The 19083-nt window shown below is 58.8% G+C and carries 19 protein-coding genes and 1 other RNA gene; 8 read left to right on the plus strand and 12 right to left on the minus strand.

Annotation, left to right across the window (positions count from 1 at the left end):
* The first annotated feature begins 366 nt into the window (after nt 1–366).
* Nucleotides 367–1443 (plus strand): aspartate carbamoyltransferase, encoded by a 1077-nt coding sequence (locus ADS46_RS01790; protein ID WP_082925932.1) that lies wholly within the window; start codon nt 367–369, stop codon nt 1441–1443.
* A 12-nt stretch (nt 1444–1455) separates the two neighbouring features.
* Here ADS46_RS01790 and ruvX read toward each other — a convergent pair whose 3' ends face one another.
* The 7 genes from ruvX to ADS46_RS01825 all read right to left on the minus strand — a co-directional run bounded on the left by ruvX (nt 1456) and on the right by ADS46_RS01825 (nt 6131).
* Nucleotides 1456–1911 carry a Holliday junction resolvase RuvX gene (ruvX, locus tag ADS46_RS01795; protein WP_066315499.1) on the minus strand — a complete coding sequence of 152 codons (456 nt, stop codon included), beginning with the start codon at nt 1909–1911 and terminating at the stop codon, nt 1456–1458.
* Between the two features lie 12 nt (nt 1912–1923).
* On the minus strand, nt 1924–2481 hold the full coding sequence (locus ADS46_RS01800; protein ID WP_066315501.1) for a YqgE/AlgH family protein: 558 nt from the start codon (nt 2479–2481) through the stop codon (nt 1924–1926).
* A gap of 79 nt (nt 2482–2560) precedes the next feature.
* Nucleotides 2561–3520, minus strand: coding sequence for a glutathione synthase (gene gshB / locus ADS46_RS01805; RefSeq protein WP_066315507.1), 960 nt, complete (start codon nt 3518–3520; stop codon nt 2561–2563).
* Between the two features lie 76 nt (nt 3521–3596).
* On the minus strand, nt 3597–4289 hold the full coding sequence (locus ADS46_RS01810; RefSeq protein ID WP_066315510.1) for a S1 RNA-binding domain-containing protein: 693 nt from the start codon (nt 4287–4289) through the stop codon (nt 3597–3599).
* 79 nt (nt 4290–4368) lie between these two features.
* Nucleotides 4369–5124, minus strand: coding sequence for a 16S rRNA (uracil(1498)-N(3))-methyltransferase (locus tag ADS46_RS01815; protein WP_082925933.1), 756 nt, complete (start codon nt 5122–5124; stop codon nt 4369–4371).
* A 3-nt stretch (nt 5125–5127) separates the two neighbouring features.
* Entirely contained in the window at nt 5128–5637 is a 510-nt protein-coding gene (gene secB / locus ADS46_RS01820; protein WP_066315512.1) for a protein-export chaperone SecB, read from the minus strand.
* A gap of 71 nt (nt 5638–5708) precedes the next feature.
* On the minus strand, nt 5709–6131 hold the full coding sequence (locus ADS46_RS01825; protein WP_066315514.1) for a rhodanese-like domain-containing protein: 423 nt from the start codon (nt 6129–6131) through the stop codon (nt 5709–5711).
* A gap of 203 nt (nt 6132–6334) precedes the next feature.
* Between ADS46_RS01825 and gpmI the strand changes: the two genes are divergently transcribed.
* The 3 genes from gpmI (at nt 6335) to ADS46_RS01840 (ending at nt 10455) form a co-directional block, all read left to right on the plus strand.
* On the plus strand, nt 6335–7912 hold the full coding sequence (gene gpmI, locus ADS46_RS01830; RefSeq protein WP_066315516.1) for a 2,3-bisphosphoglycerate-independent phosphoglycerate mutase: 1578 nt from the start codon (nt 6335–6337) through the stop codon (nt 7910–7912).
* 8 nt (nt 7913–7920) lie between these two features.
* The gene (locus ADS46_RS01835; protein ID WP_066315517.1) at nt 7921–9057 is read left to right on the plus strand and encodes a murein hydrolase activator EnvC family protein; all 1137 of its coding nucleotides are present in this window, start codon (nt 7921–7923) and stop codon (nt 9055–9057) included.
* Between the two features lie 78 nt (nt 9058–9135).
* Complete coding sequence (locus tag ADS46_RS01840) at nt 9136–10455, plus strand: S41 family peptidase (RefSeq protein ID WP_066315520.1); 1320 nt, start codon at nt 9136–9138, stop codon at nt 10453–10455.
* Here the strand turns inward: ADS46_RS01840 and ADS46_RS01845 are convergent.
* From ADS46_RS01845 to ADS46_RS01860, 4 genes are all read right to left on the minus strand, one after another.
* Nucleotides 10452–11702 (minus strand): UbiH/UbiF/VisC/COQ6 family ubiquinone biosynthesis hydroxylase, encoded by a 1251-nt coding sequence (locus ADS46_RS01845; RefSeq protein ID WP_066315522.1) that lies wholly within the window; start codon nt 11700–11702, stop codon nt 10452–10454. The two genes, ADS46_RS01840 and ADS46_RS01845, sit on opposite strands and share 4 nt — an antisense overlap.
* Nucleotides 11703–11746: 44 nt before the next feature.
* The gene (gene ubiH, locus ADS46_RS01850; protein ID WP_066315525.1) at nt 11747–12964 is read right to left on the minus strand and encodes a 2-octaprenyl-6-methoxyphenyl hydroxylase; all 1218 of its coding nucleotides are present in this window, start codon (nt 12962–12964) and stop codon (nt 11747–11749) included.
* Between the two features lie 72 nt (nt 12965–13036).
* Nucleotides 13037–14377 (minus strand): Xaa-Pro aminopeptidase, encoded by a 1341-nt coding sequence (pepP, locus tag ADS46_RS01855; RefSeq protein WP_066315528.1) that lies wholly within the window; start codon nt 14375–14377, stop codon nt 13037–13039.
* Between the two features lie 18 nt (nt 14378–14395).
* Complete coding sequence (locus ADS46_RS01860; RefSeq protein ID WP_066315825.1) at nt 14396–14974, minus strand: UPF0149 family protein; 579 nt, start codon at nt 14972–14974, stop codon at nt 14396–14398.
* 146 nt (nt 14975–15120) lie between these two features.
* Between ADS46_RS01860 and ADS46_RS01865 the strand changes: the two genes are divergently transcribed.
* The 3 genes from ADS46_RS01865 to ADS46_RS01875 all read left to right on the plus strand — a co-directional run bounded on the left by ADS46_RS01865 (nt 15121) and on the right by ADS46_RS01875 (nt 16276).
* Nucleotides 15121–15420 (plus strand): cell division protein ZapA, encoded by a 300-nt coding sequence (locus ADS46_RS01865; protein WP_066315532.1) that lies wholly within the window; start codon nt 15121–15123, stop codon nt 15418–15420.
* A gap of 53 nt (nt 15421–15473) precedes the next feature.
* A non-coding RNA gene (gene ssrS, locus ADS46_RS01870) (6S RNA) lies at nt 15474–15656 on the plus strand.
* 5 nt (nt 15657–15661) lie between these two features.
* Nucleotides 15662–16276, plus strand: a complete 615-nt coding sequence (locus ADS46_RS01875) for a 5-formyltetrahydrofolate cyclo-ligase (RefSeq protein ID WP_066315828.1) — start codon at nt 15662–15664, stop codon at nt 16274–16276.
* A 434-nt stretch (nt 16277–16710) separates the two neighbouring features.
* Here the strand turns inward: ADS46_RS01875 and ilvA are convergent, their stop codons facing one another.
* Nucleotides 16711–18225: a threonine ammonia-lyase, biosynthetic gene (ilvA, locus tag ADS46_RS01880; protein ID WP_066315541.1), complete on the minus strand. Its 1515-nt coding sequence runs from the start codon at nt 18223–18225 to the stop codon at nt 16711–16713.
* A gap of 162 nt (nt 18226–18387) precedes the next feature.
* Between ilvA and rpiA the strand changes: the two genes are divergently transcribed.
* The gene (gene rpiA, locus ADS46_RS01885) at nt 18388–19062 is read left to right on the plus strand and encodes a ribose-5-phosphate isomerase RpiA (protein ID WP_066315543.1); all 675 of its coding nucleotides are present in this window, start codon (nt 18388–18390) and stop codon (nt 19060–19062) included.
* The last annotated feature ends 21 nt before the right edge of the window (nt 19063–19083 follow it).

Here is a 19083-nt window from a genome sequence, read left to right on the forward strand (position 1 = left end):
CTCATCGGCAAGCGCCCACATGAATTACCTGATCACATTATTAAAGAGCGTTTCGCTTTATAAAACTGGCCAACCGTTGAACTGCTTGGCCTCAGCGAGGAAGACGTATTCTACGTACTTCCTTGGGATTGTCAATGACTGATTGGCGAAAATCGAGGCGGCGTGACATGACACAGTAACCACGCTCGCTTGCCTAACCTGCTGACAAACCTGAGGTTTTACACCTCATCCACCGCTGGCAACGCTGGGCGTCCCCGGCAGCGGATGCGTACTTTACGGTGTTGCTGGCGGGTTGGCAAGAGGTTATGCGAAAAAGTTTTATGGCTAGACACTATCCGCCGTGAAAGCGCTTCGGCGACAGGCCAATTGGCGGTTACACTAGCGGCATTTACTTTATTGCCGAGGTCCGTGATGAGCCAGCGTCAGCATCTGTTAACTGTCGATTCATTAAATCGCGAACGCGTTGACCACTTACTGCGTGTCGCCACACGCATGGAGCCGATTGCCCAGCGTCGCCAGGTTACCCGTGTGTTGGAGGGGGCGGTTCTCGGCAACCTGTTTTTTGAGGCCAGTACGCGTACCCGCGTGAGCTTCAATGCCGCCTTTTGCCGGTTGGGCGGCAGCGTGTGCGACACCACCGGTTTCACCTTTTCATCGATGGCCAAGGGGGAGTCTTTATACGATACCAGCCGCGTAATGAGTGGTTACTGCGACGCCATTGTCATGCGCCACCCGGACCAGGGGTCTGTGGCAGAATTTGCTGCGGCAACAAATGTCCCTGTAATCAATGGCGGCGATGGCCCCGGTGAACACCCTAGCCAAGCGCTACTGGATATCTACACCATCGATAAAGAGTTTCAGCGCTTGGGTAAGTCTCTGGGCGGTGCTCACATTCTGCTCACCGGCGATTTAAAGTACGGCCGCACCGTGCACTCATTGATCAAGCTCTTGTCACTCTACGGACCGCTGCGCATTACCCTGGTATCGCCGCCGGGCCTTGAAATGCCTTCACAACTGGTAGACCTTGTTACCTCTCGTGGCCATCGTGTTGAACAGCGCAACTCGTTGGCCAGCGATTTCTCGGATTTGGATGTGGTGTACGCTACCCGGATTCAGAAGGAGCGCTTTACCGACGAGATGAACGAGAGTTTTCAGGGGCTTTCCAATGACTTTATGGTTAACCGCGACTTCCTGGATCAGCGCTGTAGCGACAACACCATCGTCATGCACCCGCTGCCCCGGGATAGCCGCCCGGGGGCAAATGACTTGAACGTGGATCTAAACGGCGACCCTCGGCTGGCCATCTTCCGCCAAACCGATAACGGCATTCCCATGCGCATGGCTATCTTCGCAACGCTGCTTGAGGTTGACGAACTGGTTGAAAAGGAAATGCGCCCCGTACGTTGGTTTGTCCCCGCCCAGACGGGAACGCTCGACCGTTAACCGCCGCTACCCTTAGTGGGATATGCGCCCACCGGGAAGCCCTTCCTGGTGGGCAAACCAGCCTTCCAGAATCAACACCGCGGCGATACCGTCGACACTCTCTTCACGGTAGTTGCCTCGGTGTCCCGCCGCACGGGCGATCTGTTTCGCTTCCTGGGTAGAGCCACGCTCGTCGACCATTTCGCAGGGTTTGCCGAAGCGGCCGTGAAGTCGGTTACCGAACTTGCGCGCGCGAAGACTCATGGCCGACTCGGTGCCATCCATATTGAGCGGCAAGCCCACCACAAACAGATCGGGTTGCCACTCCTCGACCAGGCGCGTCACCAGCTCCCAGTCGGGAATGCCGTCGCGGGCGGTGAGCGGCGCAAGCTCACGCGCACTGTTCAGAATCTCATTGCCGACAGCCACGCCGATGCGCCGGGTACCAAAATCAAACGCCAGCACAAGGCGCTGACCGCTTTCAGCCATTATGTTCAACCATCAGGCGTGACCTGCATCACGGGTCATCAGGTTAAGATCCACCCCGAGAATGCCTGCCGCCGCGGCGAGGCGTTCGGCGGGTGGCGTATCAAACAGTACCGATGCCTGGCCTTCCACCGTCAGCCAGGCGTTTTCTTTTAACTCTTCTTCAAGCTGCCCCACTTCCCAGCCGGCACACCCCAGGCAGACCAGAAACTGTTCAGGGCCTTCACCGTTCGCCAATGCCTGTAAGATATCCATCGACGTCGTGAGTGAAATGTTGTCCTCGACCTGAAGGCTGGAATCCCATGCCTGACTATCACCGGTATGGAGAATAAAGCCGCGGTCTTTATGCATCGGCCCGCCGTAATACACCGGCGAGTTGCGGTAGGGGCTTTGGTCGCCCCCTAGCTCCAATTGCTCGAAGAGCGCGTCGAGGGTGATCTCCAAGGGGCGGTTGGCAATCACACCCATGCAACCATTGTGATCATGATCGCACAGGTAGATAAGGCTTCCCGCAAAATTGGGATCGTCCTGGTGCGGCATCGCCATCAAAAAATGGTGCTTTAAACTTTGCATGCGTCTCCTGCGGCCCGCTGACAACATCAGCCAGCCTAAAAATCAGTAAATAGATCGCGACAGAGCGATAAAGAGCCGCTTACGCGGCAAGGCGGCGTTCTATGGCGTCCAGCAGCAATCCTGCGATATCCGTACCACGCTGATCGTCGATTTCGCGCACGCAGGTGGGGCTTGTCACGTTAATTTCGGTAATGTAATCGCCGATTACATCCAGGCCGACGAACATCAAGCCTTTTTCGCGGATCATGGGCTGTACTTGCTCAACAAGCCATTGGTCTCGCCGGGTCAGCTCACGACTCACGCCACGCCCACCGGCGGCCAGGTTGCCGCGCGTTTCCCCCGCTGAGGGAATGCGTGCCAGACCATAAGGTACCGGCTCGCCATCGACCAGCAAAATCCGCGTGTCGCCTTCCTTGATGGCGGGCAGATAGCGCTGTGCCATGATCTGGCGCTGGCCACGCAGGGTAAGCTGCTCGATCACGGCGCCGATATTGCGCCCTTCGGGACCAATGTGAAAGATACCGGTACCGCCCATGCCATCCAGCGGCTTGAAGATCACATCGCCATGCTCGGCGTGAAAGGCACGCAGCACATCGGCCCGGCTGGCCACCAGGGTCGGCGCGCAGCACTGCGGAAACTGCTGGGCAAACAGCTTTTCATTACACTGCAACAGGGCATCCGTTGGGTTGACAATCAACACGCCCTCTCGTTCAGCAAAGCCGAGCAGGTGAACCGCGTTGGTAAAATCCGCATCCACCGGCGGGTCTTTACGCATCAATACCGCGTCAAGCTCATTGAGCGGCCGGGCAGACGGTTCCCCCAGTTCATACCAATGCGCGGGGTCTCGATAAACCGTCAGCGGCCGCATGTGTGCGTATGCCTGCCCTGCATTCAAGAAAAGATCTTCCTGCTCCATGTAATGCAACGTATAGCCGCGGTCCTGGGCCGCCCATAGCATCGCCATGGTGGTGTCTTTCTTGTAAGCAATGTCGCTGATGGGATCCATCACGACACCAAGGTGCAATGTTGACTGACTCATCGGGGCACGATCCATCTATGAACATATAGGTGAGCAGTATGCCGCACTGCTTCTCAGGCTCCAACCGCGAGCCGTATTACTCGCTCAGCGCACCGGGCACCAGGCGTATGGCGTTAGGCTCAAGCGTAATCAGCTGTTGCTTGTAAAGTCGCCCAATCGCCTGCTTGTAAGCACTCTTGCTCACCCCCAGCCGCGCCTTGATATCATGAGCAGTACTTTTATCCCCCAGAGCCAGGTAGCCGCCGCTCTCGCGCAGCGCCTTGAGCACTTGGTCGCCTACTACATCCAAGCGGGCAGCGCCTGGCGGCAGCAGCGAAATATCCACGCGCCCGTCTTCTCGACGCTGCTTGACATACCCCGTTAACGACTGGCCACGCCTCAAAGGCTGGCTGATATCGTCCTGATAGATCAGCCCCCAGTAACGGTGATTGACGACGACTTTCATACCCAGATCGGTGCGGTCAGCTACTACAACATCTACTTGGTCACCGCTATCCAGCGCCCAGGCGTCGTCGGTTAAAAAACGATCCAAGCGCATGGTGGCCACGGGCCGCCCCTGGTCGTCGCTATACAGCATGACCAGCACGCGTTTGCCAGGGTCAGGACGAAAACGCTGCTCGCTGTAGGGCAGCAGCACATCCTTGGAGAGGCCCCAGCGCAAAAAAGCACCGGTATTGTTCACGGCGGTAACGGTTAAGTACGCCACTTCGCCCAGTTGAGCGGACGCATCGCTGGCGGGTCGGGGAGAAGAGTGAGGCTCACGAACCATGGGTGCCGTCCTTACAATAAATAGGCTTTCATTATGGGGGCTTGGTAACGTCAGGCAAAATGATAGGGATAAGGAGGGCTTACAAATCGCCGAAGTGATGCTGCAGAAGGGTTAACGCCACGAGCGGCGCCGTCTCCGTACGCAAAACCCGCGGGCCGAGTGTTAGCGGCGTAAAGGCAGCATTTTGGGCGGCATCAATATCACTCTCGCTCAAACCGCCTTCCGGGCCAATAAGCAGTGCAGCCGACGTGGGGCGGTCTTGGCGATCGAAGGCATGGCCAGTTGCAAGATGCAGCATTAAACGCAGCGGTTCCTGGCGCGCCTCAAGCCATACCTTTAGGGTGATGGGCGGATTGACCGGCGGCACGAACGCCCGCCCACTCTGCTCACAGGCGCTGGCCGCCACCGCCTGCCAATGAGCCAGCTTTTTGGCTTCCCGGTCGCCTTTAAGGCGCACGTCCCCGCGCTCGGTATACAGCGGAGTGATGGCCGATACACCAAGCTCGACGGCCTTCTGAATGGCATAATCCATCCGGTCGCCCTTGGAAATCGCCTGGCCCAGGTGCACGGCCAGCGGCGATTCGCCGTTACCCGGCCAGACAGCTTCAATACTCACCGTTGTCTGCTTGCGGCCTATATCGACAAGGCGCACACCCGCCTCCTCGCCATTGCCATCGAACAGCACCAGGGGCGAGCCTTCAACCAACCGCAGCACCCGTGTCACATGCCGCGCCGGGCCTTCCGGCAGCAGCACCTCATCGCCTGGGCGAAACACCCCGGGGACATAAAGGCGCGGCATTTTCCCATGCCGGGCGTACCAGTCGGCGGCCAACATCGCTTAGTGCGTGTTCGCTTCTGTCTGGTCAGCTTGCTGTTTCTCGCGTTGCTTACGCTGGGCGTACATCGCTTCGAAATTCACCGGCGCCAGCATCAGCGGCGGGAAGCCACCACGGTTGACCAGGTTATCCACGCATTCACGGGCATAGGGGAACAGCAGGTTCGGGCAGAAGGCGCCCAGGGTTTGATCCAGCTGGGCACCTTCGATGCCGGCAATACGGAACAGGCCAGCCTGCTCAACTTCCGCTAGAAAGGAGGTCGTGCCGGTTTCTTTATCATTAACCTGTGCCGTCACTTTAACGACCACTTCGTACTGGTCATCGGCAATCTTTGTGCTGCTGGTATTCAGGTCGAGATTGACCTTGGGCTTGAACGCGTCCTGAAACACCGACGGTGAATTGGGCGCTTCAAACGAAATATCTTTTACATAAATGCGTTGCAGCGAAAATTTGAGCTGCGGTTTGTCGTCGGCTTGCGCGCCAGCCTGCGGGGTGTTGTTATCTTCCGCCATGGGAGAACTCCTCGTTGTTGATGCAATAGTCAGTGCAATCGTTCATGCAATAAGTAACTGCGTACCTACGCTTACTTTTTAACCACTGGAAGGCCGTCAGCCTGCCACTGCGCCATGCCGCCTTTTAATTTAAAGGCGCGTTCAAAGCCTGCTTTGGCAAGCTTCGCCTGGGCTGCACCTGAGCCTTGCCCGTGTTTACACACCACAATGACCGGCTTGTCTTTCACTTTATTCAGCTCATTTATGCGGCTATCAAGGCTACTTTGGGGAATGTTGCGCGCACCCGCAATATGCCCCGTTTTGAAGTCTTTACTTTCCCGGATATCCACGACAACGGCGTCTTCACGGTTAATGAGCTGGGTTGCCTCGGTGGCCGTTAGCGCATTGGTTGACGCGCTGCGTGTTTCATACACAATCCACGCAATCAGCGCCAGCACAAACGCCCCCACCAATAGGGGATGATTCATTACAAATTCGAACAGCTGATCGATCATCGCGACACAGTCTCTTGGTCAATACGAAAAAAAGCGGCATTGCCACCGTTAAAACGCGACAAGTATACACGTCTGACGCCAGCGCGCGCAGGCCTGAGTCATGACGCTTAGCCACTGGCTGCGTTATGATGCCCCAAGCATGCGTTCGCCGCGACCCCGATTGGCTTTTCGTCGTCCGGTTTGCCACTCATCAGGAGAATTTTATGGACACTGCAAGCACTCCCCGCCCCGTCGCGTTAATTATTTTAGATGGCTACGGTCACAACCCCGACAGTGCGCACAATGCGGTGGCCGCCGCCAACACCCCGGTGATGGATAAACTCTGGGCCGACCGGCCGCATGCCTTTGTTCACACAGACGGGCGCCACGTGGGGCTACCTGATGGGCAAATGGGCAACTCCGAAGTGGGTCATATGAACCTGGGCGCCGGTCGCATTGTTTACCAGGACTTTACCCGTATCACCAAGGCGATTGAAGACGGCGCCCTGGACACCATTGACGTGCTGACCCGGCCCATCGACGAGGCAGTGGCCAATGGACGTCCCGTTCACCTGCTGGGGCTGCTCTCGCCCGGCGGCGTTCACAGTCACGAGGACCACTTTATCGCCATGGCCGAGTTGGCAGCGCGTCGCGGTGCCCAGCGTATCTATGTGCACGCCTTCCTGGACGGCCGGGACATGCCGCCGCAAAGCGCGCTAGGCTCCATAGAACGTGCCAACGCCCGCCTGGCTGAGTTGGTAGGGGCTGACAATGGCTTTGTTGCCTCGCTCATCGGTCGCTTTTACGCCATGGATCGCGACAACCGCTGGGAGCGTGTTGAGCAAGCCTACCGCCTGCTCACTGACGGCCACGCCGACTACCATGCCACCAGCGCCGAAACGGCCTTGCGTGATGCCTACGAGCGCGGTGAAACCGACGAATTTGTGGCGGCCAGCAGCATTCTGCTAAGCGATGGTTCCAACGACAAGGCGATCACGCTACAGGATGGCGACGCGGCGATTTTTCTTAACTTCCGCTCGGACCGCGCTCGCGAACTGACCCGCGCCTTTGTCGAGCCTGACTTCAACGGCTTCGAGCGACGTGTATGCCCCAAACTCGCCGGTGATGGGCTGGTCATGATGACCCAATATGCCGCCGATATACCCGCGCCAGCCGCCTTCCCACCCTCGGATTTAAACGACACCCTGGGGGAAGTGGTGGCCAAACGCGGCTTGAAACAGCTGCGCATTGCCGAAACTGAAAAATACCCCCACGTCACTTTCTTCTTTTCGGGCGGCAATGAGGCCGAATATGAAGGCGAAGAGCGCATTCTTGTCCCTTCACCGCGCGACGTGAAAACCTACGACGAAAAGCCCGAAATGAGCGCCGTCGAGATTACCGACAAGTTGGTTGAGGCCATTGATAGCGGCCGCTTTGACCTGATGGTATGCAACTACGCCAACGGCGACATGGTGGGCCACACCGGTGACTTTGACGCGGCGGTAAAAGCCATCGAAACCGTCGATACCTGTGCGGGACGCGTGGTGGAGGCCATTGAACGCGCGGGCGGGGCCTGCCTGATCACTGCCGACCACGGCAACGCCGAGCAGATGGTCCATCCCGAAACCGGGGCACCGCAAACCGCTCACACGACGTTTATGGTACCGCTGGTTTACGTTGGGGAACGCACAGGGACACTGGAGGATGGTCGGCTGTGTGACCTTGCCCCGACGCTTTTGCGCATGATGAATCAAGAGGTGCCTCAAGCGATGACCGGCCACCCATTGATCACCTTCGGTTAAGCCGCTTGATGCGACGACTTGTCAGTATAGCGGCTGGGGTAGCGCTGTTATACGCAACGCACAGCGCTGCCCAGCCCAGCGAAACCCAGGCGCGCCAGCAGTTGGATAACCTTGGCCAGGCGATCGAGGCGCTCTCCGAGCGCTTGAGCGAAACCGATGAAGCCCGCGAAGGGGCCAAACGCGAGCTGCGCGAGGTCGAAACCGCGCTTGCCGAGACCCACCAACGGCTTGATCAGTTGCAAAGCGAGCGCCGCCAGCTCAACGAGGAAACCGATCAGCTTCGCCAGCATCGCGACCGCCTCGAGGCTGACCGCGAAGCTCAGTCAGCCGCCCTCGGCCAACAGCTGGCAGCGCTTTATCGGCTGGGACCGACCCCCCAGCTCAAACTGCTGTTAAACCAGGGCGACCCAGCCGAACTTGACCGCATGCAGGCTTACTTGAATCGGCTGAGCGAGGCGCGTCAGCAGCGTATGGCCGAGATAGCCCGGCTGGATAGTGCGCTTGCCGACACCCAACAAGCCCTTGCCGAGCGCCAGGACCGACTGGCATCTCTGTCAGAAGAGCTGGAAGCCGAAAGCGCACGGCTCGCCGAACGCACCCAGGAACGTCGCGGCGTTGTGAACAACCTCGATGACCGCTATGGCAGTGAAGCCGCGCGTCTGGCCGAGCTGAATGAAGACCGCGAGCAGGCCGAACAGCGACTGCGCGAGATTCAGGCCGAACTGGCCCGCCTTGACGAGCCTACGCCGACGACCCATATTGCCCGTACCCAAGGGGATCTGCCCTGGCCGGTCCAGGGCGATATCACGGCGGCGTTTCAGCGCCGCGATGGGGTCCATTACAACGGCATTGTCATTCAGGCCACGGCAGGCACCTCGGTTAGCGCCGTGCACCCTGGTCGTGTGGTGTTTGCAGACTGGATGCGTGGGTTTGGCAATTTATTGATTATCGACCATGGTGATCAAATCATGACACTGTACGCCCACCTGCAGCAGTTCACCGCACGACCTGGCCAACGGATCGAGCGCGGCGACGAGATTGGCCGGGTTGGCAATAGCGGCGGTCAGCCACGCAGCGCGCTTTACTTTGAAGTTCGCAGCCGAGGGGAACCAATTAACCCGCAACGTTGGATTGCACGCCGCTGACGGGATAAGCTGGGTAATTCTTGTTGTCATTGGGGTAGCGGCGCGCGCTGCCCACCTATATCGTTTCGCGGAGTCTGCATGACGCTATCTGTTACCGAGAGATCGGCCCCTGCCAAACGCCTCTTGGCAACCCTGCTCCCTATCGCCTTACTTTCGGTCCCTTTGCCGCTGCTGGCTCAGCCCAGTAATGACAGCAACGGGACGGTTGATAGCGTCAGCGACGACCTGCCGCTTGAAGAAATTCAGACGTTCGCCGAGGTATTTGAACGCATCAAGCGCGCCTATGTGGAAGACGTCGAAGACCGCACCCTGCTGCGCAACGCCATGCGCGGCATGCTGAGCGAGCTGGACCCGCACTCTGCCTATCTGGATAAAGAAGAATATCAAAGCCTGCGCGAATCCACCGAAGGTGAATTCGGCGGCATCGGCATCGAAGTGGGTATGGAAAACGGTCAGCTCATGGTCATTACCCCGATCGACGACACCCCAGCCTCAGAGGCGGGGCTGATGTCCCGGGATATCATCATCAGTATCGATGGCACTCCCACCGAGGGCATGTCGCTGCAAGAGGCCGTGACCCTGATGCGTGGCGACCCCAATACGACGTTGGACATTTCCGTGCTGCGGGCAGGCGAAGAATCACCCCGTGAGTTCACCCTTACCCGCGAGATTATCCGCAGCGAAAGCGTCAAACACGAGTTGCTTGAAACCGGCTATGGCTATTTACGCATCAGCCAATTCCAGTCACGCACGCCGGAGCAGGCGAGGCAAGCCCTGGAGCGCATGTCACGTGAACAGCCGCTGGATGGCCTGGTGCTCGATTTACGTAATAACCCGGGCGGGGTTTTACAGGCCGCCGTTGGCGTGGCAGACCTGTTCCTGGATGAAGGGCTGATTGTCTACACCGAAGGCCGCATTCCCGACAACGAGCTATCATTCTCTGCCTCGGCTGATACACCAGCAGGGGATGTACCGCTTGTCGTGCTGATCAATGGCGGTAGCGCCTCCGCCGCGGAGATTGTCGCCGGTGCCCTTCAGGACCAGCGCCGTGGCGTGATCATGGGCACCGACAGTTTCGGCAAGGGGTCAGTGCAGCAGATCATGCCGCTGGGCAATGGTGAGGGGCTGAAGCTCACCACGGCGCTTTACTATACGCCGGAAGGCCGTTCCATTCAGGCCCAGGGCATCGAACCCGATGTTGATGTGGTTCGCGGGCGCCTGGAAGTCGCCGAAGGAAGGCGCGAAATCCGCGAAGCCGACCTGGAAGGCCATTTGCGCTCCCAACAGGCCCCGCGTGACCAGGAAGAAGTGTCACAGCGCCTGCGCGAGGATTACCAGTTGGGCGAAGCACTTAACCTGCTCAAAGCGCTGAACGTGGTCGACCGCCGCCGTCATTAACGGCACGACGTCGGCAGTCGGCCACGTTCACCGGTGGCTTGCCGCATCACGGCGCGCTTAAGCGGGGTGAGCCGGTGCAAGCCGCTCATGCCCAGGTTACGCACCAGCGTGAGCGCCGGATCATGGCTACCGAACAGGGTTTTAAAGCCTTTCATTAATGCCAGCATGGCGCGATTGTCACCGCGCCGACGGCGTGCATAGCGAGTCAAGGTGCTGAGCTCACCCCACGGCGCGCCCCGCCGCCAGGCCGAGGTGACCTCGTCGGCCAACACGGCGGCATCCATCAACCCAAGGTTGGCCCCCTGTCCTGCCAGGGGGTGAAGGCTATGGGCCGCATCGCCCACCAACGCAAAATGCGGCTGCACGTAATGCACTGCATGGCGTTGGACCAACGCAAATCGATGCGCCTGATCGCAGGCATTCACCGCCCCCATGCGCTCCCCCAGGGCGTTACCCAGGGCCTCACCCAAAGCCTCTCGGGAAAGCTGGCACAGCGCTTGGGCATGAGCAGGCGTGGTCGACCACACAATCGAGCAGTAGTGAGCGTCGCCCTCCACCGTCAGCGGCAAGAATGCCAACGGACATCCGTCGATAAACGCTTGCCGCGCGGTATCGCCATGGGGATGGTCGCAGCGCACCGTGGTGACCACGGCTTCCTGGCCCATCGCCTCGCTAACCACGTCGATGCCCGCCATATCGCGCAGGGCCGAACGCCCACCGTCCGCCGCGACGACCAACGGCGCATGCAGCGACTGGCCATTCGCCAGGCTCAGCCGACGTCCCGGCGTTGAAGCCTCCAGGGCGTCTACCGGCGTGCCGAAAAATGTGCTGACCCGGCCCTGGTCTTGAAGCTTTGCGTGCAGCGCCGATAACGTCACATCGTTCTCGACGATATGCCCCAATACGGACACGCCCGCCTCATCGGCGGAAAAGCGTATCTCGCCGCTACCCTCGGCGTCCCATACCTGCATATAGCGATAAGGGGTTACACGGGCATTCACCATTAATGGCCAGGCCCCGATATGGGTTAACAGGCGCTGCGAGACCGGAGTCAGGGCACTCACCCGGAGCGACGGCAGACGGCTCACCTCATACGACGGTGGCTGTGCCTGCGCTTCAACCAGTGCCACCCGCATTCCGGCGTCGGCCAATAGCCAGCTCAACGTCGAGCCCACCATGCCTGCGCCGACGACAATGGCGTCGAAGCCATTCTCCGCCGCTACACCTGACTCATTGGATGTCTGCATAACACGCCTCTTATTGGCCTTCTTTCCGTATAACCCTGGGTCCCTCAACGTTCCAGCCCCATCGCCCGGCGCGCCAGACCTTTACGTAATGGCCCGACGATATTGAGCCCCACCAGGCCGGCGGCTCTGGCATGGGGTAAAAAGGGTAAGTTCATGCCAAACAGGCGAATCAGCCCATCGCTGAACCGAATCACGTTGGTTCGGTCCTGCGCGCGTTGACGCTCGAACGCTTGAAGCGTGGCCATGTCACCCAATGGCCGCCTCGCCAACTCGCCTTGCTCAAGCGCCTCGACCAGGTCCATCACCCCACGCAGGGCCAGATTAAAGCCTTGACCGGCCACCGGGTGCAGCGCATGGGCCGCATTGCCCAGCACCGCCAGCCCAGGCCGAACCGGTTCTTCGGCAGTGATCAAGGCCAATGGATAGCTGTGGCGCTGGCCCACCTGAGTAAAGCGCCCGACCCTGTCGCCAAAGGCCGTTTGCAGCTGCGCCAGGAAGTCCCCGTCAGATAGATCCAGACGTGCTTGTTCATGCCCGGTGGTATGCGTCCAGATCAGCTCCATTGCCTGCCCTGGCAAGGGTAACAAAGCGATTGGACCGGCCTGGGTAAACCGCTCATAGGCCACGCCCCGGTGTGGCTGGCTGATGCCCACATGGGCAATCAACGCCGTTTGCTGATAGGCCTCACGACGACTGCCAATGCCAAGCTGTTCCTTTAAACCCGACCGCCCGCCGTCCGCCAGCACTGTCAGGGCAGCGTGGAGCCGACTGCCATCAGACAGCGTCAAGTCGTGCCCCTGGGGCGTCGGCGTGATGCTGTCGACCTTGGCGGGGCAGTGCCATTCAAGGGGTAGTGCATTCAGCCGCTGATGCAGCACCCTACCCATCCAGGCATTGGGAATCACGTGCCCCAGCGCATCGACACCAAGCTCATCGGCATTGAGCCGGGTTGCCCCCAGCCGTCCCCGTTCACTGATGTGAATGCGCTTGATGGGCGTTGCCTCGGATTGCATGGCCTCCCATACGCCCAGCTGACGGAAGCGCTGGGCCGAGCCTTCCGCAATGGCACTGGCACGGGCGTCGAAACTGGGCTGCCAGGCCTCATCGGGCGATTTGGGCGGTAACGGCGCCGCTTCGATAATGGCCACTTTCCAGCCGTAACGCTCGATCAGGGGGGCCAGAGCGCAGCCCAGACTGGCGCCGACTAATCCGCCCCCTACAATCACAATGTCATGGGTTACCGCTTGCCCAGACGCTTGCATTGACTCTCTCCCGCTGGTGACACAGGACCACGCTTATTGCGTAACGTAAATTACATAATGAACCGACACGACTTAATCAGACGCCATGAGTGCTTCAATATCGGCTACTCGTTTAGGGACCTGATCGGTCAGTACCTCATGCCCCTGGGCGGTGACCACCACATTATCCTCAATACGGATGCCGATACCCCGATACGCAGCCGGAATGTCAGCTTCATCGGGAATATAAAGCCCCGGCTCCACGGTCAGCACCATGCCGGACTCAAGTGGGCGCGGGGTTTCTGCGTCCAGGCGATAGGTGCCTACATCGTGCACATCCAGCCCCAGCCAATGCGACGTCGAGTGCAGATAAAACCGCCGATAGCGCTGCTCGTCGATGCAGGTTTGCAGGTCGCCTTCCAACAAGCCAAGTTCAATCAACCCAGTGGTCAGGTCAGACACAACGCCCTGATGGATCTCGGCGAGGGTAGTGCCAGGCTTGATAGCCGCAACGGCCCGTTCCTGGGCGTCAAGCACCACCTGGTAAAGCGCTCGCTGGGCATCGTTGAAACGCCCGGATACCGGGAACGTGCGGGTAATATCCCCAGCGTAAAGGGCAAACTCGGCACCGGCATCGATCAACACCAGTTCGCCGTCTGCAAGCGGCGCACTGTTTTCAATGTAGTGCAACACGCAGGCATTGGCACCGCCCCCGACAATCGTGCTGTAGGCGGGACCGCTGCCCCCCTGCCAGACAAATTCATGCTCCAGCTCAGCCTGTAGCTGGTACTCGCTCAACCCTGGGCGGGCCAGGTGCATGGCGCGCACATGCGCACGGGCAGAAATCGCTGCGGCATGCCGCAACAGGGCGATTTCTGCCTCGCTCTTGATCTGGCGCATGGCATGTATCAACGGACTAATATCCATCCAGCCTTTGAGCGCAGGGCGGCCGCGGCGTTGGCCCAACTTGGCCTGGGACAAAGCCTCTTCAGCAATGTCGAGGGCATCGCCATGATCAAGCGGTAAATAGAGCAGCTCCCGCCCCTCAAGCAAGTCTGGCAGGGTGGACTCGCGCTCAGCGTTTTCGAACGCCTGATCGACCCCATGCGCTGTCACGACCCCCTGAGCGCCCAACCGCCGCCCTGTCCAGGCCTCCATCGTAGGGTCGCGGTCCTGACAGAACACCACGCTTTGCCCCGCTTCGCGCCCGGGTAACAGCACCAGCAGGGCATCCGGCTCGCCAATACCGGTCAGGTAGTAGAAATCGCTGTTTTGCCGGAACGCATACTCACTGTCACGAGAACGCGTTACCAGGGATGCGCCGGGCACAATAGCGGCGGCATTCGATGGTAGCTGGGCCATGAGGGTCTCGCGCCGCTGGTGGTATTCCGCCAACGGGATGGCCGGAGGGCGAGGCAGTACATCAGGCAACATAGCGTTTTCCAAAACAGATTAATGAACAGGGGTATCGGTTTGCTCGACCTGCGGCTGACCGGGGTGTTGCTCGGTATACAGCAGCATGGCAGCCATCCGCGCATGCTCGGTCAGCGCAAAGAGGTCATTTTCATTTTCCGGGGAGTCATCAATATCCGCGTCGATCTGCCCAAGCCCGGCAAGGTCCTCTACCGCTTCACGCAGGGTTTGCGACCAATGCTTTCGCTGTGCATCGTCGGCCACTTCGTCGACCACTTCCATGAAGCCTAGCGTCCATTCCTTCAGGCCCTGAGCCTGCTCAGCCAGGCTGAACAGCTCATCGGGCAGCAGGGGCGCATAGTTCATGTCACTGGCGCTTAGCGCCTCCAGGGTTTGCCGTCGCCAGCCCAACAGTCGTTCAGCACTTGCCGGATCGCGTGGCTGATCCACACCCAGGCTTAAGCAGACCTCTTCCAGCCAGGTCTGGGCCTCTATATCGCGCAGCGCAAGCAATGCGCATAACCGACCGTCCAGAAAGGCGGGCGACTGCATGCTCCCGTGCAACAAAAAAACATCGGCGATATCCGAGAAATCCTGGCGTTCGTCTATTAGCGACATCATCTTCACTCGTTAATGGGTTTAAGGTCGCTCAGGCTTGCGCGTTGACCCCGCGCAAGCGGCTCTCTTATAGTGAGCGACATCGTCCTTCCTATGCAGTGATGTTAACGCATTGGGCATCCCTTTGACCCGTGCCGGAGCCTGTCATGAGTAACACTAAACGGCCTACTACCGAAATCAGCCTGTTAGGGCGTGATTACGTGATTGCCTGCGACCCCGGTGAAGAAGCCAAGCTGGAACGGGCCGCCCGCTACCTGGACCGCGCCATGCAAGGGATTCAAGCCCAAAGCAGCCTGTTGGGAAGCGAGCGAATCGCGATCATGGCGGCACTCAACATTACGAACGAACTGCTTGAAGCCATGGACGAACACCGCGCCGGCGAAGCCAGCCTGAACCGTCTTAACGAGCGGCTTGAGCACGCCTTGTCACAAACCCGCAAGCCGTAAAGACCGTTAAACACATGCCTTTGGCATTGGCCCCCGCTCTGTTAGGATAACGATGTTCTCTGGGGTGTGCGCCAGTCGTTACAGTCCCTCGAGCCTATGCGTAATACCTAGGGGGCCAAATGCTAGCCAGGCCCGTGTGCATGTCCGTGCGACGGAAAGCCTGACGGCTTGGCTGCGGCCACCCACCTGAACCAGTAGGTTCAGGGCCAGAACGACAGCGGCACTCTGGGGAACACTGATGATGCACAGCCTCCACAGCGCGGAAGAAAAACGCGCGTTGCGCCGTGAACTACGCAGGCGGCGTCAATCGCTCTCGCCACGTGAACAACGCGACGCGGCTCACCGCCTTTGCCACCAGCTTAAACGCCTTCCCGAAATTCGCCGCACAAGACGTATCAGTCTTTACCTACCCGTCATGGGTGAAATCGACCCGACCCTGCTGATCCCATGGCTACGTAAACGAGGGGTAGCGGTTTATTTACCCGTATTGCGCCCTTTAAGTCACAACTCGCTTTGGTTTGTCGCCTACCATGCCAACACGCCGATGGTTAAAAACCGCTTTGGCATCGCCGAGCCGGATACCCGTTTTGCGGCCAAACATCAGCGTCGATTACCCGCATGGGCGCTGGATACAGTCATCTTGCCACTGGTCGGATTTGACGCCCAGGCCAACCGCATGGGCATGGGCGGCGGTTTTTACGATCGCAGCCTTGCCTTTATGCGCCGTCCTGGCCCCAAGCCGACGCTGCTGGGCGTTGCCCACGCTTGCCAGCAAGTAGATGCCCTGCCCGTCGAGCCCTGGGACATACCATTAAATGCCGTGGTGAGTGACCAGCATATCGTTCGCCCAGGGTAGACTGCCTGACAAACAAAATGGGCTGGCCCGTAAGGCCAGCCCATTGAGCCGGTGACGCTTTAATACCCAGCGCGACGGCTTAACTTCCCGCAAGCGCCTGCGCGTAGCCGGTGGCCAATACCCCGAGCGCAAACACAATCATCAGTGTGAGTACCATATCGGGTTTCTTACGCCGCATAGTGCTTCTCCAGCCCCTTTTATGTTGTCAACTTTAAGGCGTCACCCTGGTTAACTGTCGTTGATGAGCAGCCTAATACTGCCCGGATGACGCCCTTCATTAATATCGCCTGTGACTATAGGGCCAATAGGCTACCGTTGACAACGGCTTGAACGGCAATATGGCATTAAAAAATAAACGCACACCGTTTCTTAACAAACTGATTCATGCTGGCCTGCACTGTGAGTAACCGCTCACCAATTTGGCAACGCAAAAATCAAGCCATGAACAACCGGTAGGCGGGGTTATCGCTTTCCCGCCAATAGCGGTAGCCAATCGCATCCAGATGCTCGGCAACGTGTGCGCGATCACCATTAGGTACCTGCATGCCCACCAGGACACGGCCATAAGCAGCACCATGGTTTCGATAATGAAACAGCGAGATATTCCAGTCATGGGGCAGTTGGGTCAGGAAGTTCATCAATGCCCCTGGCCGCTCGGGAAACTCAAAGCGATACAGCTCTTCTTCAAAGTGTTCGCTGGGACGACCGCCGCTCAAATGGCGAATATGCAACTTCGCAAGCTCGTTGTCGGTCAAGTCCTCGACCTGATAGCCCGCCTCCTGGAGTTTGTCGATGACCGACTGGCGATCCTCACCGCCGGGTTTGACCTGGACACCGACAAAAATATGCGCTTCGCTGCTATCTGCATAGCGGTAGCTGAACTCCGTGACCATGCGCTTGCCAAGGGTGCGGCAGAACTTTTTAAAGCTGCCTGGTTTTTCGGCGATCGTCACCGCCAGAATCGCCTCCCGCTGCTCGCCAAGCTCGGTCCGCTCGGCAATATGCTGAAGACGGTCAAAGTTGGTGTTGGCGCCGGAATTGATGCACAGCAGGGTTTCGCCTTCCGCGCCGGTTTGCTGGACATATTTTTTCAGCCCGGCCAGCGATAACGCACCCGAGGTTTCCGCGACGGCGCGGGTATCTTCGAAGATATCCTTGACGGCGGCGCACATTTCATCGGCGGTGACGGTAATCACATCATCGATGAGGTCTTTCACCAGCGAGAAGGGCACTTCGCCAACTTGCGCCACGGCAACACCTTCCGCAAAGACACCTACCTGATCCAGCACCACCCGCTCACCGGCCTCCAATGCTGCTTTCAGGCAGGCGCTGTCTTCGGATTCAACGCCAATCACCTTGATGTCCGGGCGCAGGTATTTAACGTAGGCCGCAATCCCGGCAATCAGGCCGCCGCCACCCACCGGTACGAAGATAGCGTCAAGACGCCCCGCCTGCTGGCGCAGGATTTCCACCGCGATAGTGCCCTGGCCGGCGATGATGTCAATGTCATCAAAGGGCGGAATATAGGTGTAGCCGTGCTCCTTGATAAGCTCCTGGGCATGCTCGGCGGCGGCAGCAAAGGCGTCCCCCTTGAGGACAACCTTGGCCCCCCGGGCGCGGACCGCCTGCACTTTAATCTCGGGGGTAATCCGTGGCATCACGATCACCGCTTTGACGCCCATCAATTTGGCGGCCATGGCAAGCCCCTGGGCATGGTTGCCCGCCGACGCGGCAATCACGCCTTTGGCTTTCTGCTCTTCGCTGAGCTGGGCCATTTTGTTGTAGGCCCCACGAATCTTGAACGAGAAAACCGGCTGCAGGTCTTCGCGCTTGATCAAAATCTGGTTATTGAAACGACGCGACAAAAAGGGAGCAGGTGAAATGGGCGTTTCACAGGCGGCTTCGTAAACGTGGGCCTGGAGAATCTTTTTGACGGTAGCTTCAAGCATACGGAAAATTCCAAGAAAGAACGTAACCCTGACGGGTGCGGGGAAAGCCTCTATTGGTAGCAGATTACGCCGTTCGCCGTCCAGCAGCGTTTTGGTCGGCAGGCCGCTCTTTCGCCGTTATAATGAATGGCAAGTCCAACCTTACCAGCGAAAAGGCACACCATGACCCAAGATGAACTCAAGGCCGCCGTCGCCGATAAAGCGATCAGCGAAATTGAACCCTGGCTGGAAAAAGACACCGTGCTGGGAATCGGCACCGGCTCGACGGCCAACCTGTTTATCGACCGCTTAAAACCGCTACGCGATCAGTTCAAAGGGGCAGTGGCAAGTTCTGAGGCCAGTGCCAAGCGCTTGGAAGCATTGGGCATCGAGGTGTTCGAGCTGAATAGCGTTGGAACCCTGCCTTTTTACATCGACGGCGCTGACGAAGTAAATGCTCACTTACAAATGATCAAAGGCGGCGGGGCGGCACTCACCCGGGAAAAAATCGTGGCTGCCTGCGCCGAGCGTTTCATCTGCATCGCCGACCAATCCAAGTACGTCAGCCAGTTGGGAAATTTCCCGTTACCGATTGAAGTCATCCCCATGGCTCGCTCCTATGTTGCCCGTCAGCTCGTCGGCCTGGGCGCCGAGCCTGTCTATCGGCAAGGCGTGGTTACCGACAACGCCAACCAGATTATCGACTGCTATGAGTTCATGATCGACGATCCGGTCGCCATGGAAGCGACGCTTAACGCCATCGTGGGTGTCGTCACCAACGGCCTATTTGCCGCCCGGGGAGCCGATATCCTGCTACTGGGCAACCCGGAGGGCGTTGAGCGGATAGCGCTACGCTAGCAGCCGATTTCGTTAAATAGC

This window comes from Halomonas sp. G11 (assembly GCF_001663515.1).
Lineage (GTDB): Bacteria > Pseudomonadota > Gammaproteobacteria > Pseudomonadales > Halomonadaceae > Vreelandella.